The 24,913-nt window shown below is 68.0% G+C and carries 16 protein-coding genes; 4 read left to right on the top strand and 12 right to left on the bottom strand.

The window, feature by feature from the left end; genetic code table 11:
- Positions 1–100 precede the first annotated feature (100 nt).
- The 11 genes from LFT45_RS07540 to LFT45_RS07490 form a co-directional block, all read right to left on the bottom strand.
- Positions 101–1,765, bottom strand: a complete 1,665-nt coding sequence (locus LFT45_RS07540) for a serine/threonine-protein kinase (RefSeq protein ID WP_236807770.1) — start codon at positions 1,763–1,765, stop codon at positions 101–103.
- The gene (locus tag LFT45_RS07535; protein ID WP_236807769.1) at positions 1,762–3,543 is read right to left on the bottom strand and encodes a hypothetical protein; all 1,782 of its coding nucleotides are present in this window, start codon (positions 3,541–3,543) and stop codon (positions 1,762–1,764) included. Before LFT45_RS07535 ends, LFT45_RS07540 begins: the two co-directional genes overlap by 4 nt.
- Entirely contained in the window at positions 3,530–4,408 is an 879-nt protein-coding gene (locus LFT45_RS07530; RefSeq protein ID WP_236807768.1) for a PP2C family protein-serine/threonine phosphatase, read from the bottom strand. Before LFT45_RS07530 ends, LFT45_RS07535 begins: the two co-directional genes overlap by 14 nt.
- The gene (locus tag LFT45_RS07525) at positions 4,405–5,796 is read right to left on the bottom strand and encodes an RDD family protein (RefSeq protein WP_236809133.1); all 1,392 of its coding nucleotides are present in this window, start codon (positions 5,794–5,796) and stop codon (positions 4,405–4,407) included. The genes LFT45_RS07530 and LFT45_RS07525 overlap by 4 nt, the downstream gene beginning before the upstream one ends.
- 59 nt (positions 5,797–5,855) lie before the next feature.
- Entirely contained in the window at positions 5,856–8,297 is a 2,442-nt protein-coding gene (locus LFT45_RS07520; RefSeq protein ID WP_236807767.1) for a transglutaminase family protein, read from the bottom strand.
- Complete coding sequence (locus tag LFT45_RS07515) at positions 8,294–9,613, bottom strand: DUF58 domain-containing protein (protein ID WP_236807766.1); 1,320 nt, start codon at positions 9,611–9,613, stop codon at positions 8,294–8,296. Before LFT45_RS07515 ends, LFT45_RS07520 begins: the two co-directional genes overlap by 4 nt.
- Positions 9,614–9,635: 22 nt before the next feature.
- Positions 9,636–10,607: an AAA family ATPase gene (locus LFT45_RS07510; protein ID WP_236807765.1), complete on the bottom strand. Its 972-nt coding sequence runs from the start codon at positions 10,605–10,607 to the stop codon at positions 9,636–9,638.
- An 81-nt stretch (positions 10,608–10,688) separates the two neighbouring features.
- A complete protein-coding gene (locus tag LFT45_RS07505) occupies positions 10,689–16,793 on the bottom strand; it encodes an Ig-like domain-containing protein (protein WP_236807764.1) in 6,105 nt (2,034 codons plus the stop codon).
- Positions 16,794–17,030: 237 nt separating this feature from the next.
- Complete coding sequence (locus LFT45_RS07500; RefSeq protein WP_236807763.1) at positions 17,031–18,236, bottom strand: adenylate/guanylate cyclase domain-containing protein; 1,206 nt, start codon at positions 18,234–18,236, stop codon at positions 17,031–17,033.
- On the bottom strand, positions 18,226–18,825 hold the full coding sequence (locus LFT45_RS07495; protein WP_236807762.1) for a PH domain-containing protein: 600 nt from the start codon (positions 18,823–18,825) through the stop codon (positions 18,226–18,228). The genes LFT45_RS07500 and LFT45_RS07495 overlap by 11 nt, the downstream gene beginning before the upstream one ends.
- Positions 18,818–19,849 (bottom strand): biotin--[acetyl-CoA-carboxylase] ligase, encoded by a 1,032-nt coding sequence (locus LFT45_RS07490; RefSeq protein WP_236807761.1) that lies wholly within the window; start codon positions 19,847–19,849, stop codon positions 18,818–18,820. The genes LFT45_RS07495 and LFT45_RS07490 overlap by 8 nt, the downstream gene beginning before the upstream one ends.
- A gap of 346 nt (positions 19,850–20,195) precedes the next feature.
- Between LFT45_RS07490 and LFT45_RS07485 the strand changes: the two genes are divergently transcribed.
- Positions 20,196–21,482, top strand: a complete 1,287-nt coding sequence (locus LFT45_RS07485; protein WP_236807760.1) for an MFS transporter — start codon at positions 20,196–20,198, stop codon at positions 21,480–21,482.
- Positions 21,442–21,819, top strand: coding sequence for an ArsR/SmtB family transcription factor (locus tag LFT45_RS07480; protein ID WP_236807759.1), 378 nt, complete (start codon positions 21,442–21,444; stop codon positions 21,817–21,819). Before LFT45_RS07485 ends, LFT45_RS07480 begins: the two co-directional genes overlap by 41 nt.
- A 122-nt stretch (positions 21,820–21,941) precedes the next feature.
- On the opposite strand, the gene LFT45_RS07475 is transcribed toward LFT45_RS07480, so the two are convergent.
- Positions 21,942–22,844, bottom strand: coding sequence for an SDR family oxidoreductase (locus tag LFT45_RS07475; RefSeq protein WP_236807758.1), 903 nt, complete (start codon positions 22,842–22,844; stop codon positions 21,942–21,944).
- Positions 22,845–23,074: 230 nt separating this feature from the next.
- Here LFT45_RS07475 and LFT45_RS07470 point away from each other — a divergent pair, with 230 nt between their 5' ends.
- Together LFT45_RS07470 and LFT45_RS07465 are read left to right on the top strand one after the other, a co-directional pair.
- Positions 23,075–24,658: an acyl-CoA carboxylase subunit beta gene (locus tag LFT45_RS07470; RefSeq protein WP_236807757.1), complete on the top strand. Its 1,584-nt coding sequence runs from the start codon at positions 23,075–23,077 to the stop codon at positions 24,656–24,658.
- On the top strand, positions 24,655–24,900 hold the full coding sequence (locus tag LFT45_RS07465; protein WP_236807756.1) for an acyl-CoA carboxylase subunit epsilon: 246 nt from the start codon (positions 24,655–24,657) through the stop codon (positions 24,898–24,900). The genes LFT45_RS07470 and LFT45_RS07465 overlap by 4 nt, the downstream gene beginning before the upstream one ends.
- Positions 24,901–24,913 lie beyond the last annotated feature (13 nt).

The raw sequence follows: 24,913 nt of genomic DNA, 5'->3' as shown, positions 1-24,913 counted from the left end.
CTGTCTTGTCGTTGATGCTGTTTGATGGCGGGCAGCTGTTGACGCCTTCCGCGACTTGCCGCGCCGGTATTAAAGCTGCCGGGGTGTTAAGGCTGGCGGGCTACAGGCAGGCGATGGAATCCTCGCCCGCCGGTGATGCGGTTCCGTCGCTGCGGACCAGGATGACCTGGACGCAGGTGGGTTCCGCCGGATTCGCGGTGACGTCCACCCGGGTTGCCGACGTCGACAGATAGCTTCCGCCGCCTTTGACCGTTTTGATCCGCCATTTGTACATGTCCCCCGGCTTCGGCTGCGGGTTGGTCCAGGTGAAGCGGACCTTCCCCTGGGCGCCTGCGCTGCCGGCCAGTTTGGCGACGTCGGGCACGGACCCGTCGTCGACGGCGTCGGCGGGCGGCTTGCTGACCGTCTCGGTGGGCCGGGCCTGCGGCTGCGGCGCAGCTGATGCCACCACGATGCCCACGATGACGGCCAGCACCAGGAGCGTTCCGCCGGAGATGGCGAGCCACAGGTTGCGTTTCCCGTGATCGGCCGGCTGGTCCGCCGCCTGACCCTGTACATCGTCCTCCGCGGCCTTGGGCCGGTTGCTGCGCAGGACCGTGGCGCCTGCCCAATCGTCCGCGGCAGGTGAAGTAAACGGCGCAGGCTCCCTGGCCGGCGCGGTACCCGCCGCCGAAAAGGTGGCCTGGGGCGCCAGGCGGCCCGGCCCCGGCGTCGGTGCAGCGGTCCCCGGGGCCCGCCCCGGGAGGGTGCCCGCGGCAGCTCCTCCGCCGTCCAGCGGCTTGGTGCGGGCCGGGAACGTCGGGGCGCTTCCGGTCCGGTCCGGGTCGATGGAGGCGACGTTGCGGACGCGCGTTTCCTCGACGCCGTCGTCCAGGTCCACGTCCTCCTGGCGTTCCTCGAGCACCTCGAATGGCGTCACGGACAGGTTGAGCTCGGCCTGGATCCGCTGCAACGCAAGGGCGAAAGCGTGGGCCGACGAATAGCGTGAGGAGGGCGACTTGGCCATTGCCGTGGCCAGGGCCAGTTCAAGGGATTCCGGCACGTCGGCGCGGCCCAGGCGCGGGACGGGCATGCTGGTGATGCGCGAAATGAGCTCGCGCTGGGAGTTGTCGGCCCCTGGCAGCACGAAGGGTGACCGTCCGGCGAGCAGTGTGTACAGCGTGGCGCCGAGGGCCCACACGTCCACCATCACGCCGTCGACGTTGCCGTCGCGGAACTGTTCGGGCGGGGACCACGGGATGGACATCCCCGCGTCCTCATCAACATCGCCGGCCAGCGTGCCGGAGATGCCGAAGTCGGTGAGTGCCGGGCGGTTGTAGTCCGTGACCAGGATGTTGGCGGGTTTGATGTCCCGGTGGGCAATGCCGGCCCGGTGCGCCGTCTCGACGGCGGACGCCACCTGGATGCCGACGGCCAGGACCTCATCGACGCTGAACCGCTGCCGGCGGTACCGGACGTCCAGGCTGGGCCGTGAGCAGTACTCCATGGCCAGGTACGAATGCCCGTCCTCGGTCACCTCGGCCTCGAAAATGGTGACGATGAAGGGGTGCGAGGACAGCTGGGCCATCAGGTTGGCCTCGGACTCGAACCGGCGCCGGGCGCCCTCCGTCTTGAGGCCGGACAGCAGCACTTTAACCGCCACCTTGCGGCGTGGCCGGTCCTGCTCGTAGAGGTAGACGTCAGAGAAGCCGCCCGAGCCGAGCAGGCTTACATAGCTGAAACCGGGGATGCGGGGCGGTGGGGCCGCCGGCCGCTTGGAACTCACAGGATCTCCTCAAAGCGCAAGGAAACGTCATCGCCGAGCTCTGCGATGTCGCCGTCCAGGACAATGGCCATTTCATTCTGGGCAAGGCGCCGCGGCGGCTGGCCTTCGCGGACCAGCACGGTGCCGTTGGTAGCCTTCAGGTCGCACAGCATCACGTGCCAGCCCTCCAGCCGGACCTCCACGTGCGACCTCGAAATGTCGCCGCCGGGGCTGGCCACCTGGACCAGCCGGGGCATGGTGCCGCCCTGGACCCGCGACACGGACGGCTGCCGCCCGATCACAATCGACTCGTCCAGGTCGATCAGTTCTCCCGTGGACAGCCGCAGCCGGCCGAGCCTGGGGCGCGGCACCTGGACGGCCACGTCCGGTAGCTGCATCCCGCAGGTGAAGCATTGGCTGCTGGTGGGAGGGTTGGCATGGCCGGCGGGGCACACCCGGGCCAGCACGAGCGGCCCGTTGCCTGCCCCTCCGCTCTGTCCGGGTTCTGCGCGCCGGCCGCCTTCCTGTCCCGCCTGCTGCGCTCCGGAGGCGGGGAGCTCGCTCTTGAGGATGGTCTGACCGTCGTGGTCCCCCTCCGCCACCCCGTGCGGCTCGGATGCGGGCATGGAGGTGAACCACGGCGGGACCTGGGGCCCTGCGAACGACGCCGGGGCGTCAGGCGCTGAGAATGAGGGCGGCACCGGGGGCCCGGCGAACGACGGCGGGACCTCCGGAGCCGGGAACGGCGTTGGGACCTCCGGAGCTTGGAACTGCGTCGGGACCTCCGGTCCCGGGGCACGGTCGCCTCCGGTTGCCCACGGCACCGAGTCGATCAGTCCTGCCTGCGAAGGGGCCGACGGGGGCACCGGGGCTGGCACCTCCTGAGTCCCTGTTTCCTCGTCTGCTGGTTCCTGGCCCGCGGTCCCCGGAACTGCCATCTCCGGAACTGCGATCTCCGGAACCGCGGTCTCCCCAGCGGCCGGAGTGCCGCCGTCGTCGTCCTCGCCGGTCCGCACGGCGGCGTCCTCGATGCTGCGCACCACGGTCTTGTCCCAAAGATGGTCGTACGAGCTGGTGAGTTCGGCGGCGGGCTCGTGCTCATCCGCCTGGGCCGCCGGTGCCTCGATCGCAGGCACGGCAGCCTCCGGTTCCTCCGGTTCCTCTGCCTCGACGGAAGCGTCCTCGGTGAGTCCCACCATGGTCTCAGCCGACACTTCCGAGTGGGCAGCCTCAGCCTCCGGAACGGCGGGAAGCTCGGCGGCAGTATGGGTGCCGGCCGGCAGGGCGCCAGCCGGCTCGGCAACGGCCGGCAGGGCGCCAGCCGGCTCGGCAACGGCCGGCAGAGCACCGAATGATCCGGCAACACTGACCCGCAGTGACTGCAAGAGGACGGCCCCTTCCACCACGGGCAGCTCTGACAGTAGAGAAGCCGACCCGGCCGGCGCCGAAACGCTGAACCACTCGGGGGCGTCCAGCCACCGCTCGGTCCAGGTGGTGACGTTCCTGCCGTCGAGGTTAACGGGACCCGACGGAAGCTCGACCGTCAGGTCGATGTCGCCGCGCAGGAATACCCGCAGTGAGTCGCTGAACGCGATGATCCCGAACCACGGGCTGGCGGACAGCGGTGCACCGAATCCTCCCGTCACGGCGTGCAAGACCTCGGCAGCGTCGGGGCTTTTCTCCAGCAATTCCCACACTGTGCTGACCAGCGGCGCCGGGGTGGCGGGGTCGAGGATCACCGCAGTTCCCGAGCGGATGAGGCCTAGCCATCCGCCGGGGACATAGCTAGCTGCGGCCATTGACAGCATCCTCGCTTCCGGCACGCGGCAGCGTGTCCTCCTGTTCCGCGTCGGCGGCCGTCCGCGGTGCGGTCGTGGCCACACCGGCATCATTGAGCACGTTCCTGGCATCGACCACGATCACCGTGATGTTGTCCCGGCCTCCGCGCCGCAATGCGGCCTGGATCAGGGCGTCCACCGCCTCCTGCGGGTCCTCGACAGTGCTGAGGACGTCCAGGATCTGTCCGTCCGTCAGTTCCCCGTTGAGCCCGTCCGAGCACACCATCACCCGGTCGCCTTCCTCTATGGGCAGGAGCCAGTAGTCGGCCTCGGTCTCGTCGCCCGCGCCCAGCGCGCGTGTCACGACATGCCGGCGGGGATGCACCGCGGCCTCCTCGGCCGTGATCTCGCCGCTCTCGACGAGCTCCTGGACCTCGGAGTGGTCCACGCTGACCTGGCTGAGCCGGCCCTGGCTCAGCCGGTACGTCCGGGAATCCCCGATGTTCATGACCAGCCAGTAGGGAACACCCATCTGTTCCACCACCACCACGCCGCTGAGCGTGGTCCCTGCGCGCGAGCCGGTGGCGGAACGGATCGATTCGTCGGCGCTGGCGAGGTACTGCTGCACAACCCCCGCGGTGGCCGTCCGCTCCCCCGTGGCCAGCTGCGGCAGCTGTGCCAGCGCCCGCACGCACATGCCGCTGGCCACCTCGCCGGCTTCATGGCCGCCCATGCCGTCCGCGACGGCGAACACAGGATCCGAGGCGATGTAGGAGTCCTCATTGAGCTCGCGGCGAAGGCCACGGTCCGTGCCATAGCCATAGCTCAGCTTGAGGCCGGGCTCGCTGCCGGTCCCTGGGGTTCCGGCCGCCTGCTGTGAATTCATGCCTGTCCTACGTTGAAGGTGCGGTCCCCGAAATGAACTGTGGTTCCGGGGCTGACAAATGCTGGCACGCCCGGCTGCAGCGCGGTGCGCATGCCGTCGGGTGTGGTGATGGCGCTGCCGTTGGTCGAGTGGCGGTCGGTTATCCAGACGCCGGTGCCGTCCGTGAGCAGGTGGAGGTGGGTCTTGGAAATGGTCCTGCCGGGGTCCGGAACCGGCAGGAGCTGGGCCTGCGATTCTCCGGCAGCCGGGGCAGGGTTCCGGCCGATCAGGACGCTCCGCTCCAGGCGGAAGTCGCGGCCGTCGTCGAGCCTGATCCTCAGCACCGCCTCGGGGGCCGCCTGGCGCGCCCCGCCACGCACCTGGGTGCGGTCCATGGCGTCATCCGGATGGACAGCGCTGACCACCGGATGGTCGGTGGCGTCCGGGGCTGCAGGCGGTACCGGCTCGGCGGTGGTTCTGGAAGCAACCGGGCTGTTGGAAGCAACCGGGGTGTTGGAAGAAACCGGCGTGCGGGAGGCAACCGGGGAGGCCACCTGCTGCACCGGGGGCAAGTCCAGCGGCGCGAAACTGTACGGGCCTTCGATGCCGCCAGTGGCCACGGGGTTGCGGCCACGAACGACGTCGAACGCGAGGGTTTTGGCGGCGCGGTCATGCCATCCGCGGAGCTTGCCGTTCCGGTCCCACGTGTTGGAGAGCACCACCACCACAGCCCAGGCAGTCCCAAGGAGCAGCAACGGCCCCACGATGAGCAGGGCGGCGCCGAGCAACCTGAAAACAACCAGCAACACTGCGGCAAGGACGGCCAGCAGGATGCCTGCCCCGGTCACGATGCCCCGAAGGAACACAGCACCGAGGCCAGGCGCATACCCGTCCTTGTCAGCACTGCGGATGCCCATGAGCTGGTTGCCGATGGTGTTGCCGGAGCGGCCCTCGACACTTGCGACGATAAAAGCGTAGGCCAGCACCAGTCCGGCGCCGATACCCGACAGGATGGCAAGCAGGCTTGTGTCGTAAATGATGAGTCCGGCGCTGCGCGTGCTGGTGATGCCCGCGAACCCGAAGGACAGCAGAACGGTCAGGATGGCCACCGGGGCCAGCCAATCGAGGACGGCAGCGCCGAGACGCTTGCCCGGCGCCGCTGGAACCAGCGTGAGCGTGCCTGACATGTCCGTTCCTTCCCCCTGCCCTACCGGGATGGTACCGGGAATCGGACCCGCTTGCCTCCCGCCCAGGCCGGGCGGTACTCCCGGATTGCGCGTGGCTCCCCGGTCAAGCAGGGCTCCCCGGTCGAGCAGGGCTCCCCGGTTAGGCAGTGGCGTCCCGCACGCGCCGCAAAAGCTTGCTCCGGCGCGGACAGGCTGCCCGCAGCGCGGGCACTGCCCGGAGATCCCGGCAGCCCCAGATCCTCCGGCACCTGCGGGTCCCCCGCCGGTTACAGGTGAAGGGTTCACCGGCGGAACCCCCGTGCGGCGAGTGCGGTCCGGGCCTCGGCCAGCAGCGACCGGGGCGAGAACCGCGCCCGCTGCCGCCGCCAGAAGCCGACCGTCCCGGTCATCTCCTTGAGTGAGCCATCCACCACGTCCCAGTACTGACGGACCTCATCCTCGCTCGGCTGCCCGGCCCCGAAGATGGAGGCGTCAGCCCGGTGCGCCAGCACGGTGGTGGTGGCGCCGGTGGCGGGAAACGCCTCGGCAACAACCGCCGCGGTTTCCCGCCTGGTTGCGCGGCTGTCCACGGCGGCGCCCATGTCCGTTGCCAGGCTGAGGACCTCGTTCCAGCCGCCGCCGACCCGCTGGGCAGGATCGCCGCCCGTAAAGCGGGCCTTCCGGCGCCGGGACTTCAGCAGGGCGATGAGCAGCAGCGGCAGCGCGAGGATGCCTACGGGAATCATGGCGATGCCGATGGCCGTGAGGATGGGACCCCACAGCAGCCAGGGATTGTTCTTCTTCTCGTCGGCGTCGAGCGCGTCGGGAGAGGAGTCCGGCGGCAGGTCGGCGGGTTCCTGCGGCGGGGGCGGCGGCTGCAGGACCTGCGGCTTCGGCTTGGACTTGCTTTCCGGGTCGGGCGGGATGGGAACGTTGTCCTTGGGCGGTGTGGGGTCGAAGGCCACCCAGCCCACCCGGTCGAACGCCACCTCCACCCAGGCGTGGACGTCCTTGCCCGTGATCTTGACTTCGCCGGCTCCGTTTTCCGGGCTCTTCGGATCGGGGTAGAACCCCATGACCACGCGCGAGGGGATGCCCAGGTGCCGCAGCATCAGGGACATCGCCACGGCATACTGCTCATCGTCGCCCAGCATCTGCTTTGCGGTCAGCAGGTCGCGGATACGCCCCGCTCCGTGCCCGGAGACGCTGGGAAGCTGCCCGTCGGCAATGAGCCCGTTGCTGAAGGCCCCCTTCTTCTGGAAATGGGCCTCGATCTGCCGGACCTGGTCCACAGCGGTTGGGGCGTCCGCGGCCAGGTCGTTGGCCTGGGCGCCCACCACCGGCGGCACGTCGCTGGTGTCCGGAAGGCTGATCCTGGCGAAATCGTATTGCGTCAGCTGCCCGTGCTCAAGCTTCACCGGGTCCGAGACCTGGACAGTGTAGGAGTCACCCCGGGACAGGCCCTGCGTGGTCACCGCGGTGTCGGTTCCGGAGTTGAAGTAAAGCCCTGAAGCAGCGCCGGACGAGCCCTGGCCGAAGCTGAGTCCGGTGGTCTTCCGGCCGCCAGGAACGAAGTACCCCTGGTAGTCATCAATGGTGATGTCCAGGCTGTAGTCATTCGTCGGGACCGTGTCCGTGGCGTCGGCGAGTGTGTTGATTGACTTCGCGTCACCGACCTTGCTGAAGCTGCCGGAACCGTTAGGATCCATCGCGTAGTTGGTGCCGTTGAAGGAATCCAGTGCCCCGAGCCGGACCCGGGCGTCCTTGGGCAGACCCTTGACCGTGAACAGGGCGTCGTCCTTCTTGTCCTTGACGAAGTTCCGGAAGCTCGCCAGCGGCGTGACGTAGTCCTTGGGATCAAAGGGCGGAACGACGACGTTGCGGAGGACGCGCCGCTCGTCACCGGCGGCGATGAGCGGCGACACGGCCGCGGTTATTCCCACCGTTGCCGCCAGCACCGCGGCTCCAGCGGCGAGGCGGCGCATGCGTGCCTTCCCGGCGGTGCCGGCGTCATACTGGGGACGGTTCACCGAGACCTTGCGGGTGTCGCGCCGGCGCAGGGCGTCCCGCCGGAAGGTGGCCCAGGCGATGCCCACCACCGTTAGCGCGATGCCCCTTTCCACGGTCAGGAACCCGGCATTGGTGCTGAAGGCGATGCCGGTGACAAACAGGACCAGGACCGGCAGGAGCGGCCAGTAGGGGCTCCGGATCCGCCAGGTCAGGACACCGGCGGCCACGGCCGTGATGAGCGAGCTCAGGAACGGAACGATCAGCACCCCGCCCGCGGTGCCCACGGGCACTCCGACGGTCAGCATGTCCTTCCACGAGAAGACGACTCCGAGCAACAGCGTCCGCAGGGATTCGAGGCTGGGGAGGAATCCGGCCACCGCGGCATCGGGAACGGCGAGGACTGTCCCCAGCACCAAGTAGGCGCCGAAGGCTGCGGCCGTGGTGATCACCAGCCCCAGCCGGAAATGGGCGTTGCAGGCAGCGATGGCCAGGCCCAGGATGATCCCGCCGAAACCGGCAATCAGGTAATACGGGTCTCCGCCGAAGCTGAGGCTGAACCCGAGGACACCCAGCCCGAGCAGAACGGTGAGGGCACCGCCGTCGAGCACAAAATGCCACAGCGGCCGGCCGTCGGCGAAGGCGGACTGGGCGGCCGGCGTGACCGGGCGGCGGGGGCTTTCCGGGCGGCCTGTCCGGGTTGAACGGCGGGGGCGGAGACCTGTGGCCTCACTCATGCTGCAGCCTTTCGCAGGACGGAGGGAAGGTCGGCGAGGTCACCCACGGTGAGGACCGTGAGGTCGCCGATGTTGGCGCGGGCCGGGGCGGCGCCCAGATCCACCAGCACGGCGAGGCTTCGGACGCCGGGCGGCACCGAGGCGGCGGCCGAGCGCAGCTGGGCGGGCGTCACCTGGCTGCCCACCACGAAGAAGACCACGGAGGCGTTGGGCACGGTGTCGGCAAGCGTGCGGGCGAGGTCGACGGCGGTCTTCCGCAGCGGGGTGCCGACCACCCTGGTCATGTCGTCCAGCATGTTGCGGCCGGTCTCGCAGCGCAGCGGACCCGCCTGGGTCAGGACATCCAGTTCGCGCTGCTCGCGGATGGCCTGGCGTCCGATCGACGCGGCTGCCGAGATGGCCAGCTCGAACTCCTCTTCCGAGGCGTATTCGTCGGCGTTGATGGACAGCGAAATGGCCAGGTGGGCACGGCGGGTTTCCTCGAACTGGCGGACCATGAGCTTGTTGGTCCGGGCCGTGGTTTTCCAGTGGATGTGCCGCCGGTCGTCCCCCGGGACGTAGTCGCGCAGCGCGTGGAAGGAAACATCCGCGCTGGACAGTTCCGTGGTGGGCATGCCTTCCAGGTCGCGGATGAACCCCGCGGCGGAGCCGGCGAGTGCCACGGTCCGGGGATGCACGTACAGGTCCTGCGGCTCCGTCCAGAGCACCTGCCGGCGGAGCAGGTGCAGCGGATCGGCACGGACGGAGCGCACCGGACCCACCACGATGACGGCCCTGCGCGCCGTCGGGATGGTGAACAGATCCTCGTGCACCTGCTGCGGCTTCATCCGCGGGAGGTGGAAGACGGCGGTGGCTGCCCCGACGGGCAGTTCGAGGTCAGCCGGCAGGAGCGGCCGGGCAGACGTGTTGGACACCGCAATGCTTCCCACCGCGCTGTCCCCCACCGCCACCCGGGTCCGCGCCAGGTCAAGCAGGACCCCATAGGAGGACCTGCCCAGGATGAAGCCGCCGGCGATGACGAAGAGGACCACCGCCGCAATGGCGGCAGCCTTGGCCTCCTGCCAGCCGTAGGCGTTTCCGGCCGCCCACAGGAGAACTGCAGCGGCGAGCACGGACCAGCCCAGGACACTGACCACGGACAGGACAGGCCGGACGCGGCGGCCCCACACGCCGTCGGCCATCCGCCAAGCCGGGCCCAGCGCGAGCCGCGCCAGACCGCTGGCCTCGGACCACACCCTGGACGGGCGAACTTGGCGCTGGACCTTGGGCAGCGGCAGCCCGGGCCGCCGCACGCCAGAGCGCCGCACCTGGGGCATCCGCACCTTAAACCGCTGCACGCTAGACGGCGGCGCGCTGCTGCGGCGCTGCGACATCAGCCAGGACACGTCCCAGAACGGCTTCCGCCGTCGCCCCGGAGAACTCTGCCTCGGGGTCCATCACGAAACGGTGGGTCCAGACGACGCCGGCGAGGTCCTTGATGTCATCCGGCAGGACAAAGTTGCGCCCCTGGCTCGCGGCCCAGACCTTGGCCGCCCGGACCATCGCCAGGGCGCCGCGGACCGACACACCCAGACGGGTCTCCGGAGCGTTGCGGGTTTCCTCGCAGAGCCGGGAGATGTACTCCAGCACGGCCGTATCGACGTGTGTGGTGGCGGCAAGATCCGCCATGTCAGCCACGGCCTGCGTGGTGATGACGGGCTGCAGGTCCCGGGACCGGTCCTTGAGGTTGGACCCGCCCAGGAGCTGGACGGTGGAGGCGTGATCCGGATAGCCGATGGAGGTCTTCAGCAGGAAGCGGTCCAGCTGGGCCTCGGGCAGCCGGTACGTGCCCGCCTGCTCGATCGGGTTCTGCGTGGCCAGCACCATGAACGGCCGCCCGGCTTCGTAGGTGGTGCCGTCCACAGTGACGCGGGACTCCTCCATGACTTCCAGCAGGGCCGACTGCGTCTTGGGCGAGGCGCGGTTGATCTCGTCGGCGAGCACGATGTTGCTGAAGATCGGTCCCTTGTGGAATTCGAACTTCTGGGTCTTCTGGTCGTAAATGGTCACGCCGGTGACATCGGAGGGCAGCAGGTCCGGTGTGAACTGGATGCGGCTGTTGGACCCCTGGACGGTGGCGGCGAGGGCCCGGGCGAGCGACGTCTTGCCGGTGCCGGGTGCATCTTCAAAGAGGACGTGGCCCTCGGCGAGCATCGCGGTGAAGGTCAGGCGGATGACGTGCGCCTTGCCCAGGACGGCCTGGCCCACATTGGCGACGAGCTTCTCAAACGTCCCTGCAAACCAGTCGGCCTGCTCGCTAGTCATTGTCATGGTTGTTCCTCTTCTGTGTAATTGCAGGCTTGTTCGTTCTCAGCAGGCGGTGGCGTTCAAAAAGGCGGTGGGGCGGAATGGTCAGCACTGCCCCACGCCCGGACCCCTAATGTCCACCGTGGTGCCCTTGACGTACCAACCCTTGTGCGGCCCGCCGTCCATCAGATACCAGCGGGTTCCGTTGTTGTAGATTTCGGACCAGCAGGTGGTGGGGATCCAGCCGTCGGAGTAGGACACCCAGTTGGCGTCGCTGCCGCCGCAGCTCCTCGTCGCGGCGTTGTACCGGTCGGGGACGTTGGGCTTGCCGGGGCAGCTGTTGTTGTCAGACTGCTTCACCCGGACCTCAGTCAGGGGAGGCGTGGGATCGGCACCTGACGTGGCAACGGCAGAGCCCGGCTGCCCGCAGTCCTTGTCGCCGTCGGTGCCATTACATGCACGGACCTGAAGTCTGTGCTGTTGGTTCCAGCCTCCGCCGTCACGGTTGTACTGGCGTTTCAGCCCCACGGACGTAAACCCGCCGCCATCGAAGCTGACTTCGTAGCGGTTAATGACCCGGCCGTTGTCGTAGGGCGCGTTCCAGGTCCAGTGAACCTGCGGGTCCCCCTTGGCTGACGTCTCGCCGGTGACCACTGGCGTGGCCGGCGCACCATAGGGAACAGCCGAGCCGATGGCCTTGGCATCCCCTGAGATGTTGTTCTTGGTGGAGAAGGCAATGATGTTCACCGTGATGTTTTTACCGTTCGGCTGCCCGTAGATGGTGCCGCCGGGTGCACTGATGGGGCCGGAGCCGTAGGCAGTGGTCCAGCGGTAGCCAATCTCCGATGCCTGGGACCCGTTTCGCTGGGCCTGGTTCAGCGGGGTGAAGGTGACCTTCAGCTGGCCGGTGTTTCCAGGGGCGTGAACAGTGCCGCTGCTAACCGAACCGGGTTTTCCCGCAGCCCGGATGGGAGCGGACTGCGCACTGGTTCCGGACGTTCCTGCCTTGTTCGTGGCTGAGACGGTGAACGCATAGTCCGCCTCGGAGTTGGCCACGGTGACGTTCAGGGACGTGCCGGAGGCCACCTGCTGGCTCTTGACCACTGCCCCGCTGTGCAGCGTGGTGAGTGTGTAGGAGGAAACGGCATCCCCGTTGTTGTTCGGAGCAGTCCAGTTCACCTGGAGCTGGCTCTGATCCCCTACCGGCGCGACGTCGGAGACGCTCGGGGCTGCCGGCGTCACCGGCACGCCGGCCGGCACCTCGGCAGCGGAGTAGGTGCTCCACTCCGAGGGGTCCTTCGCATCGTTCCGGGCGAGGACGCGTACCTTGTAGGCCACGCCGTTGGTGAGGCCCTTCCAGACGTAGCTGGTGGACGTCAGGTTTTGGATCTGCGGGTTCTGGCCGGCGGGCGCCGGAGATATTTCGAGATCGTAGGACTTGATCGGTGAGCCCTTGCTGGCCGGCGCCTTCCAGGCGATGGAGAGTTGCTTGTCGCCGAATTTCAGACCCGGCGCCAGCGGCATCTCGGGCTTGACGTCGGGCCGGAGCTCAGCCGACGCCGGTGAGCGTCCGGACTCGCCAAACTCGTTCGTCGCCGTCACCTGGAAGTGGTACTTCGTGTTGTTCACCAGGTTGTTCAGGGTGCACGAGTTGGCCGGGCAGTCCTGCTTGTATCCGCCTTCGCCGTACACGGAGTACTTGGTGATGGGCGAGCCCCGGTCCGCGGGGGCAGTCCAGTTCAGCAGCGCGGTCCGGTCACCCACACTCTGTGCCTGGGGCGTGGTGGGTGCGAGCGGCTTGTCCTTGACCGTGAGCCGGATCCGGGCGGTGGCGTACCGGGATGAGTCCTCGGTCTTGTCCCCGACGGTGTACGACACGATCAGGGTGCCGGAGAACCCGGCCGACGGCGTGACCGTCACCGAATCGCCGCTGATGGCGGCAGTGCCCTGGCCGGTTTCCGTGGCGACGCCAATGACCTTCAGCGGGGTCTCCGGGAACGGGTTGGCATCGTTCGCCAGCACCTTGACGGTCACCGGCTTGCCAGCCGCGGCGTTTGCCTCCACGTCGTCATTGGCCACTGGCTTGGCCCGGTTGGTCGCCGTAACGGCGAGCCGGAACGTGGCGGTGGAGTCGAGGCCGCGGGGGTCCTTGGCCTTCACCTGTACCGCTCCCCCGTCGCCGGGCCGCAGCCCGTCCTTGGCCGAGACCTTCAGCGAGGCGCCGTCGAGGGACACGTTGAAGCCCTGGGGAACCGCGCCGGCGACCTCGTACTTCATGTTGTCGGCGTCGTCCGCGTCGGGGTCGGTAGTCAGCTTGGCCAGGTCCGCGGCGGCGGAGTCACCCAGCGGAACATCAACCGAGCCGCCGAGAAGGACCGGCGGGTTGTTGCGGTTCGGGTCGGGCAGCACCTTGGTGCGGATACTCAGCGTGGCTTTGAGTCCGGCGGGGTCGTCCGGGCCGGCACCGTCCGTCACCTCGAAGGTGATGGACCCCGGGCCCACGTAGTCTTTGTCCGCGGTGTACCTGACGGCTGTGCCGTTGCCGGCCACCGGGTTGCTGCCGTCCGCGCCGATGAGCTTGATCCGGTCGGTCTGGGTCAGCCGGGGCGAACGTCCGCCCCGGACCTTGACCCATTCGGCGAGGTTCGCGGTCACGGACTGGCCCGCGACCACTTCGAGGACCTCGTCCTTGGCAAGGGTGGGAACCTGCTGGCCGAGGCCCGGCACCCAGATGATCGCCGTCGACTTCTGGCCGTCGACGTCCTCCACGGTGTAGGGCACCAGCTGCGGCTCGCCGGTCAGCTCCACGATCACGTTGCCGTCCGTGCCCGGCCGCGCAGTTTCGGCGGCACTGCTGACCTTGAGGTTCTCGCCCACGCCGTCAGGGTCTTCGTCATTCTTGAGGACGGGGACGTCCACGGCGGTCTTGCCAAGCGTCTGCGCGGACGTCACGCGGTCGTCCCGGGCGATCGGCGCCCGGAGCGGGACGTTGCTGTCCACCACCATCCGGATGGCTGCCTGTGCAGAGGCCCCGCGTTCGTCGGCCACGGTGTAACGGACGTTGACCGTGCCTTCGGTGGCGGGCGCCTGCAGGAGGATGCGGCCGCTCTGCTTGCTGACAGTGGCCTTCAGCGCGGCATCGGCCTCGATGCCGTCGCTGGTTATCCTGATCAGGTCCCCGTCCGGATCGGTGTCGTTGCCGGCCGCGTCGACGGCGATCTGCCGCCCGGGCCGGACCCTGGCCTGGTCGTCGACCGGCGTGGGCTTCTGGTTGGTGTCCCCGCGGGGTGCGATGCCGACGGTGACAGTGCCGGTGTTCACGGCGCCCTGCCGGTCGACTACCTTGTAGCGGAACGTGTCGGTTCCGGCACCGTTGCCGGCCGCGACGAAGTCGATGAAGCTGCTGCCCGCCGTCGCGGTGCCCATGCCCGGCGTGCTGTCGATGCCCGTCAGCTGGACCGAGTCGCCGTCGGGATCAATGCCGTCCAGCGGCACCGGGATGCGCACCGTGCCGCCAGCCACCACCCGGGCGGTCAGGTTCTTGGGCTGCGGCCGGGAGTTTTCGGCACCCTCCAGCGGCAGGATGTGGATGGTGACGGCAGCGGCGCTCTTCTGGCCTTGCGGGTCCACCGCGTTGTAGATGGCGCGCACAGTCTTGGGCTGGCTGCCGGCGATAAACCGGAGGGTGTTCTCAGAGACGAAACTCTTGCCGTCTTCTACCGGGACGGCCTGCGGCAGGACCGGGTCAACCGTCAGCTTTTCGCCCTGCGGGTGCGTGTCGTTGTCCAGGACGGGGATGGTCACGACGTCGTTGACGCGGACGTTGACCTCGTCGGGCTTGGGCTGCGGCGCTTCAACCACCGCGGGGGCGGGAACAGGCACCACCGAGACGCTTCCCGTGGCGGAAGCCTTGCCGTTGGACATCGTGTAGCGGAACAGGAAGGCGTCCTTGGTGCCGGCGATGTCGGTGATCCGCAGGACGCTGTGGTCGATCACGCTGACCGACGCCGTGGCGTTTTCCGGCACCGCAACGGACTGCAGCACCAGGACGCCCCCGGACGGGTCCGAGTCGTTGGCCAGCGGGTCCAGCAGGACGCTGCCGCCCACCGGCAGGAGCGCTACGTCGTGGACGGCGACGGGATTTCCTGAGTCCTTGCCGGATTCCACATCCACCCGGATGAGGCCCTGGCTGCTTTGCGGTCCGTTGCTGGCCAGGTATGTCAGGTACACCGGCCCCGGCGTGCGGCTGCGGAAGGTGAAGGTGCCGCCGTCGGTGACCGGCCCCAGCTCTGCGGCTCCGGCGGCCTCCACCTGGGCGAGGCGCAGCGCGCCGCCGTTTGGGTCGACGTCGTTCTTTAGCGGCGCGATGACCAGGTCCTGGCCCACCACCGCGGTGACGTGGTCGGCGTTGACCACGGGAGCGAGTGCGCCCGGCGGCTGGACGTTGACCACCACCTTGCCGGTGGTGGTGGCTCGGCCGTCCCAGACGGACACGGTGACGCTTTTTTTGCCGGCTGAGGCGCCGGAGTCCTGGAAGGTGAGCAGGCCGTCGCGGCGGACCTTGACCTGGTCCTGCTCGTTGTCGGCGGTGGCTGACATCAGGACGAGGTCGTCGCCGTCGGGATCGGCCCAGTCGGTGAGGATGTTCTGGCTGACGGTTTTGCCCTGCTCCACGAGGAGTGTGGTGGGGTCTCCGCGTTTGAAGGCCGGGGGCCTGTTCTCGTCCGGGCCCACGACGTTCAGGCTGACCTTGCCGCCAGCCGAGAGCCCGCGGCCGTCCGCCGCGGCGTAGTCGAAGGTCTCGGTTCCGGGCGCGGCATCGGCCGGCACCGTGATCTGGAAGGCGGACCCGCCGTAGATGCTTTCGATGCTGCCGGCCCGCGGCCCTTCTGCGCCGAGAGAGGCGGTCAGGACGTCGCCGTCGGGGTCGGAGTCGTTGTCGAGGACGCTGAGGACAGTGGTGCGGCCGGGCCGGACGCCGACGGCGTCGGGTTTCGTTTCGGGGGGACGGTTCGGCTTGGTGCGGTCGGGCAGGACGTTGATGGTGTTGTCGTCCGCCGACTCCTCCTCGGGGTCGTCAGCCTGGTTCTTAGGGGGGACAACGTCGTCCCAGTTGTTGACCAGCTGCATGTTCTGGTTGACCAGCCACACGTTTCCCGAGTTCACGTCGTTGAGGACCACGAGGTCCCGGTTGACCCGGAAAACGTAGCTGGGCGAGGCGCTGGCTTTGGGCACGGGCACGTTCTTGTTGTCCGCGGCATTCGCGCAGTCCCGGACATACTTGTTGGCTCCGGACCATGCGGCGTGGACGCAGCCGCCCAGCTGCACCGGCGCCGCCGGCACCCCCTGGCCGCCGAACGTCACGGCCCTCGCGGCGGCACCGTTCAGCGGCTGCTTTAGGAGTGCCTTGCCGGTGGCCACGGCCACGGAGTCGGACGCCGGGCCCGGCTGCTGGAGCTTCGCCTCCCGCGCGTCAGCCAGCGGCACCTCGCGTCCGCCGGGCAGGAACAGTTTTCCGGCGGCTGCATCCAGGACCACGGCCTGGTCCCCCACGACCGAGATCTGGAGGTCCCCGGCGCCCTTCAGCCCGTCCCACGTGCTGGACGCGGTGCCGGTGGCTGCCCCCGCGGCGTCCACCGTGGTCACTGTCACCTGCCCCGTCTTCGGATCCGCCGAATAGATCCGGTCATCGGAGCCGACGGCGGACACCAGCCCTTCGGAGCCCGCCACGGCAGGCTCGCTGGACTCCTCATCAAAGGCGTTGACCGTCGACGGGGACATCGCCCACATCTTCCCGGCGGCAGGGTCGGTGACCGAGATGGTGTCGGCGCCGAAGCTCACCTGCGCCGAGCCGGGTAGCTGCTTGTCGCCGCCGAGCCTCATGTTGGCGGCGGACACCTGGTTCAGGGTGGAGCCGGATTCGTCGTCGACGAATACCTTCCCGGCGTTCTGCAGGACATCGAACGTGGTGCTGGCCGGGGTCACCGCACCGTCGAGGACCCGGGAGGGGTAGTTGAGGCGGCCAACGGCGTTCCGTGCCTTGCTGACCACCCAGACGCCGCCGTCGTTAAGGTCAACCTCGGTTGTCTTGAACCCCGGGTAGATCACGGCACCGGCCACCAGCGCTGCAGCAGCAGCGGAAAAGACGGTTCCGGTGACGATCTTGTTGCGGCGGTTCCTCAGCCCCAGCTTGCCGAACAAAGTTGACACAGCGTTTTTATTCCCCCGAAATCACAGCCGCCTGAGCGCGACTTGCTAGCCCCTGATGTTCATCAGGGGCCGGTGACATTCCGCCACTCCCCCGTAGAGACGCCGGAACAATTCTGAGCCTCGACTATTACATGGCGCTGGCGGCTTGTCCAAGAACAGCCGCCGGGGCCGTCCGTTACGCTGCCACCCTACCCGCGCAGTCCTGTCCCCGCGATGGGGAGGACTGCCCACGCTGCCTCAGTCCAGGACCAGGCCCCTGCCCCGTCCCCGTGCCAGGGTGACCGGCTGGATCTCCCCGAACCCCCGGACGTTCTCCACGTTTTGGGGAATGAGCACGAACCGCTCGTCCTGGTCCAGCGCCGCCGCGGTCATTGAGTCAACCAGCACGGTCCCCGGATCGGCCAGCGTGGTGAGGCGGGCGGCGAGGTTCACGGTGGGCCCGTAAATGTCACCCAGGCGGGAAAGGATCCGCCCCCAGACCATGGCAACCCGTGCCTCGGGCAGGATCTCATCCCGGGTGAAGGCTTCGGCCAGGGCAAGCGATATTTCGGCGCCCGCAGCCGGCGTTTCGGCAATGTAGAGGACTTCGTCGCCCACGGTCTTTACCAGGCGGCCACCGCCCACGGAGATGATCTCCGCGCACTTGTTCTCGAATCGCTGCACCAGCTTGGCGAGCGTCTTCTCGTTCATCCGCCTTGACAGGCTCGTGTAGGACACCAGGTCGGCGAAGCCAACAGCACGCGCCAGCGGAAGCGGCGCATCGTCCTCGTCGCCTTCGCGGCCCTCCTCGCTGGCCTGCAGGCCGGCTTCGGCCCGGACAGCCAGCCGCTGCACGCCGGCGTTGAGCTGACGCCGCCAGGAGTAGACAAGCATCTCCTCGAGCGGATCCACCAAGGCAGGCAGTTCGTGGACCAGCCGCTTGCGGGCCTGGGCGTCGGTGAGCCCCTGTTCGTGGACCATGTCCTCAACCAGGGCCTCGATCTGCCACACCACCATGCGGTCCGTCATCTGCCCGATGGCACGGGTGACCGAGATGGCGGCCTCCTCGGTGAGCTTTCCGTTCCGGACCATGCCCACAGCCGTGGACAGGGCCTCCTGGTCGCGCTCCGTGAAGGCGACGTCGTCGTCACCGAAGTTAGGGAAGCCGAGTGCTCGCCACAGCTTGCGCGCCGAGAGCAGCGACAGGCCCACACCGCCCGCCACCTCGCGGCGGCGCAGCTTGCGTTCCCCGCCCAGAAGCCTTGATTCGAGGCTCTTTGCCGCAATGCGCTCCGCGGACAGGGTACCGGTGGCCGGATTTTCGACGACGGCGTCCGTCACCTCCCGGTGACCGGTGTCCTGCGCGCCGGACCCGTCTGTATCAGACCCGTCTGCGCTAAACCCGTCTGTGCCGGCCTCGTGGGTGCCTGTCTGCTGGGCGCCCCGCTGATCCTCATCGTTCATCTCTTCCACCTTCTCTCACATCCCGCGGAAACCGGGCGCCGGGCTCGTCCGGCGCCTGACCAAATCCAAATGGTTCGTCGTCCGGAAGCTCATCAAGGGCGTCCAGCAAGAACCTGTGGAAGGTGGCAACTTCCGGCACATCCTTCAGCACGTTGCCGAAATGGTGCCCGGCATCCAAGGATATATTCCCCGAACGCAACATCCGCTGGAGCATCGACTGGCTGATTGTGACATTACGCACCGAGGCCAGGAAGACCTGCCGGTCCCGGCGCCGGAGCATGCCGTAACGCGCCAGGACCCGCTGGCTGGTCAGGACATACCTGGTCGTCTGCCACCGCAGCACCCTGGGCAGGCAATACCCCAGAAGGATCCACAGGCCGGCCAGCACACAGCCGGCCACCGCCCAGAACGTCCCTTCCCCGGTGATGGCCGGGGCAAGCGCGGACAGGCCGCCGCGGATGATCCACGCGCTTGCAAATGCGGCAAGGGCGGGCACCACAATGAAAACCGCCGCCGGGACGAACAGCACCCTGGGCTGCGGGCGGGTCACCACGATGACCTGCTCGCCCGGGAGGAGTTCCTTACGCATAACCGCTTTCGCCGGACCCCTGCTGGTCAGGGCTGTTCTTAGCAGAGCTTTGCTTCTCAGAGCTGTGCTTGGCAGCCCCATGCTTCTCCGAGCCCTGCGGGGACCACGGCCGCAGGTGGACCACATCCCCGGCAGTCACCACGTGCTCGTGGGAAGAGGCATCCACCACCAGCAGGGAGCCTGAGTCATCAAGCCGGGAAGCGTGGCCGATGATTTCGTGGTCGCCGGGAAGCTGGGCGCGGACCTGCTGGCCGAGGGTGACCATCGCCGTCTCGACGCGCTTGTGAAGCGACGGTCCGCCGGCCAGGCCGGCGGTGGCATCGCCGTCGGCATTGCAGAAGCTGCGGTAGAGCGTGCAAAAACGGGAGAGATAGCTCTTCAGGAGCGCCGTGCGGTCCACTGTTCCGGCACCCTGCAGCTGGACGGACGTGGCAGTGGGCACCGGCAGCTCGTCCTCGGTGAGTGTGACGTTCAGCCCGGTGCCCAGAATGACGGGCGGCACGGATCCGTCGCCCAGGGGGCCGAGCTGGGCGAGGATCCCGGCAATTTTTCCGCCGCGCACCAGGACATCATTCGGCCATTTCAGCTCAGCAGGGATTCCCGCCGTCTCATCCAGCGCGTCGCGCAGCGCGACGGCGGCCAGGAGGGACAGCCATGAGTAGGTCTGGGTGGGCAGGGGGCGGCCGTCAGCATTGACGGGCCGCAGCACCAGCGAGACCAGGACGGAGCTGCGGGCGGGCGCTTCCCAGGCCCGGTCCAGCCGGCCACGGGCCGCAGTTTGATGCTCCGCCGTCAGGACTGCCAGATCGGGGCAGGCCTGGGGATCCGCGGTCACGGCCCGCAAAAGGTCGGCGTTGGTGGACCCGGTTGTCTCCACAACCGTCAGCTGTGCGATGCCGGTGGCGGCGAGGAAGTTGGCGTCGGACAGGGCTTCCCGGTCCAGGGCCGGCCGCTCGGGCAGGCCCTTCGCTCCGGTCAGGTTTTCCTGAGGTCCACGGCTATCGTCGGGGCGTGCGGCATCCATAGTTGAATCCTAGCGACTCGCCGGGCCGCACGGCCGGGAAGGCCCGTGGTCAGGGGCAGGCTCACAGGAAGATGCCAGCTCGCAGAAGCCGGCGCACAGCGCGAACGGACCCTTTGTGGCCCAAGCCCCAAGGGCGGTTTCTAACCAACGTCGCAACAGGTGCCTTTTGACGTTAGCAGTGCGACCGCTTCTCGGGTCTGGACGCGGCCTGGTTCTCCCCTCGCGCTGCTGCCTTAAGACGGCTTCGCATACTTATACGAGCGTCCCATAGGGCGTTTCCTTGCGCTGGTCACGGGTACTCTTGAGTGCATAGACATGCACATATGCACTTGAGGGGTTTAGGTTAATGCTGGCAGTTCTGGGCAATGTGACGTACCGGCGGCTGTTCGCCGCGCAGATCGTGGCCCTGACCGGCACGGGGCTGCTCACGGTCGCGCTGGGGCTGCTGGCGTACGATTTGGCCGGGAACAATGCCGGCGCCGTGTTGGGCACCGCTTTGATGATCAAGATGCTCGCCTACGTCGGGCTGGCCCAGGTGATCAATGCATTGGTGGCGCACTGGCCGAAGAAGCGGGTGCTGATCGGGGCGGACCTGATCCGCGCCGCCATGGCTCTCTGCCTGCCCTTCATTTCCGACGTCTGGCAGATCTATGTGGTGATCTTCCTGCTGCAGTCAGCGTCCGCGACGTTCACCCCGGCCTTCCAGTCGCTGATCCCGACCGTCCTAAAGGAGGAACGGGACTACACCCGTGCCCTATCCCTGTCACGGCTCGCCTATGACATGGAGGCCCTGGTCAGCCCGGCCATCGCGGCGCTGCTGCTGACTGTGGTCAGCTACAACAACCTGTTCATTGGCACCGTCGCCGGTTTCCTGTTCTCGGCCTTCATGGTGGCCATCACCGCCCTGCCCAAAGTCAGCACCACCGGGGCGCCGGTGACGTCGCTATGGCATCGGACCACATTGGGGGCCAGAATTTTCTGGCGGAACCGGCGGTTGCGGTCCCTGCTGGCGCTGAACCTGGTCACCGCAGCCCCGACTGCCCTGGTGCTGGTCAACACCGTGGTCTACGTCCGCGACGTCCTCTACCGCACGGACACCGATCTGGCCCTGGCGCTGGCCTGTTTCGGCTTCGGTTCCATGATCGTCGCCTTGACGGCGCCCCGGGTGCTGGACCGGTTCGGGGACCGGGCCGTGATGCTCACCGGCGCCGCCCTGATACCCGTCGGCCTGGTAGGCGCCACCGCCGTTACCGCGCTCGGCGTCAGCGGTGCCGGATGGGTGTGGCTGCTGGGCCTGTGGTTCCTGCTCGGTGCGGGGAACTCCACGATCCTCACGCCCTCGTCCCGGCTGCTGCGGGACGCCTCCACCGAGGAAACCCGGCCGTACGTGTTCACGGCGCAGTTTTCGCTCTCGCACGCCTGCTACATCCTGACCTATCCGCTGGCCGGCTGGGTCGGCGCGGCCGCCGGATTGGGCTGGGCTGCCGCTGCATTGACGTTTATTGGGATGATAGGTGCTGCAGGTGCATTCCTGTCCTGGCCCCGGCACACCGGCGCGGTGGCCCCGGAGTCCGAGAGTGAGGAGCGCAGCGATGAGCAGCCAGCCCGAGCGCGCGCCCAAAGCCGTACCTGAGAAGCCATCCCTGGTCCACCCGGTCACCCCGGGCCCCGAACTCCTGGAGACCGCCGCGACCACGCTGCGGATGCTCGCCGAACCCACCCGACTGCACCTGCTCTGGCAGCTGTCCAACGGCCCGAAAACCGTCACCGAACTCACCGCCGCCGGCGGAGTTCCCCGGACGGTGGTCAGTCAGCACCTGGCCAAACTCCGCCTCAGTGGCCTCGTCGATACCCGCAAAGACGGCCGCCACGTGATCTACTCCCTCCACGATGGGCATCTGGTCCGCCTCATCCGGGAAACCATGAACCACGCCGACCATCGGATCACGGGCGAACCGGCGCACGACTGACCGTCCCGTGACGGCCACCACCGCTATTCCGGCGCGACTTTCAGGCGATCTTGCGACGTTGGTTAGAAACCGCCCAAGTGAAAAAGGGGCCACAGTGTCCGTTCGCCCTGGAAGATGCCAGCTCACAGGAAGATGTCAGGGACCAGGTCCGCCTCGCTGGCCCCCAGGCTGTAGGGGCTGAAATTTGTGACGCCGGCGGCGGCCAGGACCTGCTCGTCCGTATAGAAGTTGCCCGTGTTGACGGTGCCGGCAGTGACATTGCCCGCCCGGTTCACAGCACCCGTCAGCACGGCATGGGCCGCATCGGCCATGATTTCAGGGCTGCGGGCAGCACGGACCATTGACTCACCGCCGGCCATGTTCCGGATGGCGGCTGTATCGATCAGGGTCCGCGGCCACAGCGAGTTGACGCAGATGCCATCATTCCTGAGCTCCTCCGCCAGGCCCAGGGTGGTCAGGCTCATGCCGTACTTGGCAATGGTGTATGCCAGGTGCCGGCCCGCCCACTTCGGGTCGAGGTTCAGGGGCGGCGAGAGCGTGAGGATGTGGCCGCCGGAGGATTTGCGCAGCGCGGGGAGCGCCAGCTTGGAGAGCAGGAAGGTGCCGCGGACGTTGATGTCCTGCATGAGGTCATAGCGCTTCATGTCCACCGTGTCCGTCGGCGAAAGGTCGATCGCGGAGGCGTTATTGATGACGATGTCGATTCCCCCGAAGCGGCCGACGGCGGCGTCCACGGCGCGCGCGACGTCGTCGTCGCTCCGGACGTCCCCCACCAGCGGCAGGGCACTGCCGCCGGCGGCCTCCAGTTCTTCGGCGGCGCTGTAGACAGTGCCCTCGAGCTTCGGATGCGGCTCTCCGGTCTTCGCGAGCAGCACGACGTTGGCACCGTCGCGCGCCGCCCGCCGGGCGATGGCAAGGCCGATGCCGCGGCTTCCTCCGGACATCAGGATGGTCCGGCCCTGCAGGCTGCCGGCGGCCTGGTAAGGCGTGGCCGGAACGGGGTAAGCGTCGCTGCTCGAAGTCATAGGGACACTCTAGCCGCACTTTGTTACCCGCGAGTAACATCGGCGCTTCCGTCGGCGCCACGGACGAAAATTGTAGGAACCCTACAGCGGTCCGTGGAATTTGCGTCACTAGACTAGCCACCAGGGCTTTGGAGTTGTACGGATGCTACTTAAACCGGCGACCAGGGCCCGCGTCACGCTGCCGCAGCAGAACAGCCACAGCACAACAGCTACAGAGCCGGAGACACTTCATGAGCCACGATCTGACCACGACGGCGGGAAAGATTGCCGATTTCCGCGACCGCCAGGCCCGTGCTGAGCAGCCGTCCGGCCCTGAAGCCATCGAGAAGCAGCATGCGCGCGGCAAGAACACCGCCCGCGAGCGCATCGACCTGCTCGTGGACGAAGGCTCCTTCGTGGAGTTCGACGCCCTGGCGGTCCACCGCTCCACCGCCTTCGGCATGGAGAAGAAGAAGCCGCTCGGTGACGGCGTCGTGTCCGGTTACGGAACCGTTGACGGCCGGCTCGTGGCCCTCTACAGCCAGGACTTCAGCGTCTACGGCGGCTCCCTGAGCCAGGTCAACGGCGAAAAGATCGTGAAGGTCCAGGAGTTCGCGCTGCGCAACGGCTGCCCGGTGGTGGGCATCAACGACGGCGGCGGAGCCCGGATCCAGGAGGGTGTCGCCTCGCTGGCCATGTTCGCGGACATCTTCCGCAACAACGTGCACGCTTCCGGCGTGGTGCCCCAGATCTCCCTCATCATGGGCCCGTGCGCCGGCGGCGCCGCCTACTCCCCCGCCCTGACCGACTACGTGGTCATGGTGGACAAGACCTCGCACATGTTCATCACTGGCCCTGACGTCATCAAGACCGTCACCGGCGAGGACGTGGACATGGAGACCCTCGGCGGCGCCCGGCAGCACAACGCCACCACCGGCACCTCCACGTACCTGGCCGCCGACGAGGCCGACGCCATTGAGTTCGTCCGGGAACTGCTGGACTTCCTGCCCTCCAACAACCTTTCCGAGGCACCGGTGCAGGAGCACCAGCAGGAGCTGGAGCTCGACGACGACGACCTCACCCTGGACACGCTGATACCGGACTCCGCGAACCAGCCCTATGACATCCGCAAGCTCATCGAACAAATCGTCGATGACGCCCACTTCCTGGAGATGCAGTCGCTGTACGCTCCGAACGTGATCATCGGCTATGGCCGCGTCGAGGGCCACACGGTGGGGATCGTGGCCAACCAGCCGCTGCAGTTCGCCGGCACCCTGGACATCTCGGCCTCCGAAAAGGCGGCCCGCTTCGTCCGCCACTGCGACGCCTTCAACATTCCGATCATCACCCTCGTCGATGTCCCCGGATTCCTGCCCGGCAAGGACCAGGAGTTCCAGGGCATCATCCGCCGCGGCGCCAAGCTTCTCTACGCCTACGCCGAAGCCACCGTGCCCAAGCTGACCGTGATCACCCGGAAGGCCTACGGCGGCGCGTACATCGTGATGGGATCCAAGAAGCTCGGGGCCGACCTGAACCTTGCGTGGCCAACGGCCCAGATCGGCGTGATGGGCGCGCAGGGCGCCGTCAATATCCTCTACCGGCGCGATCTCGCCGCCGTTGCCGAGGCCGGGGGCGACGTCGAGGCCAAGCGCGCTGACGTGATCCGGCAGTACGAGGAAGAGCTGCTCAACCCGTACCAGGCCGCAGAGCTGGGCTACGTTGACGCCGTCATCGCGCCCTCGGACACGCGGCTGCAGATCATCAAGGGGCTGCGGGCGCTGCGCGACAAGCGTGCGAGCCTGCCCACGAAGAAGCACGGAAACATCCCGCTGTGAGCGTCCAGAATCCGGCGGTCGACCCGGCCGAAACGGTTGGGCCGGCCGCGGCCCTGTTCTCCGTCACCAAGGGCGAACCGACAGCCGAAGAGCTGGCGGCGCTTACCGCCGTCGTACTTTCCCTGGAGCCGGGCGCAGCAGCCGACCCGGCGAAGCCCACGACGCGCCACTGGGTGCGGCGGCAGCAGCTGCGGCTGGAGCCCACGCCGGGTCCGGGCGCCTGGAAGCGGAGCCGGGGCTAACGGTCCCCGCCGC

This window comes from Arthrobacter sp. FW305-BF8 (assembly GCF_021789315.1).
Taxonomy (GTDB): domain Bacteria; phylum Actinomycetota; class Actinomycetes; order Actinomycetales; family Micrococcaceae; genus Arthrobacter.
This window is presented reverse-complemented; position numbering and strand designations above follow the sequence as displayed.

Bases quoted from the DNA above. Each gene is read 5' to 3' on its own strand.
- LFT45_RS07535 (WP_236807769.1), bottom strand. From the start codon at position 3,543: ATGGCCGCAGCTAGCTATGTCCCCGGCGGATGGCTAGGCCTCATCCGC.
- LFT45_RS07530 (WP_236807768.1), bottom strand. From the start codon at position 4,408: ATGAATTCACAGCAGGCGGCCGGAACCCCAGGGACCGGCAGCGAGCCC.
- LFT45_RS07520 (WP_236807767.1), bottom strand. From the start codon at position 8,297: ATGAGTGAGGCCACAGGTCTCCGCCCCCGCCGTTCAACCCGGACAGGC.
- LFT45_RS07515 (WP_236807766.1), bottom strand. From the start codon at position 9,613: ATGCCCCAGGTGCGGCGCTCTGGCGTGCGGCGGCCCGGGCTGCCGCTG.
- LFT45_RS07510 (WP_236807765.1), bottom strand. From the start codon at position 10,607: ATGACAATGACTAGCGAGCAGGCCGACTGGTTTGCAGGGACGTTTGAG.
- LFT45_RS07500 (WP_236807763.1), bottom strand. From the start codon at position 18,236: ATGAACGATGAGGATCAGCGGGGCGCCCAGCAGACAGGCACCCACGAG.
- LFT45_RS07495 (WP_236807762.1), bottom strand. From the start codon at position 18,825: ATGCGTAAGGAACTCCTCCCGGGCGAGCAGGTCATCGTGGTGACCCGC.
- LFT45_RS07490 (WP_236807761.1), bottom strand. From the start codon at position 19,849: ATGGATGCCGCACGCCCCGACGATAGCCGTGGACCTCAGGAAAACCTG.
- LFT45_RS07485 (WP_236807760.1), top strand. From the start codon at position 20,196: ATGCTGGCAGTTCTGGGCAATGTGACGTACCGGCGGCTGTTCGCCGCG.
- LFT45_RS07480 (WP_236807759.1), top strand. From the start codon at position 21,442: ATGAGCAGCCAGCCCGAGCGCGCGCCCAAAGCCGTACCTGAGAAGCCA.
- LFT45_RS07475 (WP_236807758.1), bottom strand. From the start codon at position 22,844: ATGACTTCGAGCAGCGACGCTTACCCCGTTCCGGCCACGCCTTACCAG.
- LFT45_RS07470 (WP_236807757.1), top strand. From the start codon at position 23,075: ATGAGCCACGATCTGACCACGACGGCGGGAAAGATTGCCGATTTCCGC.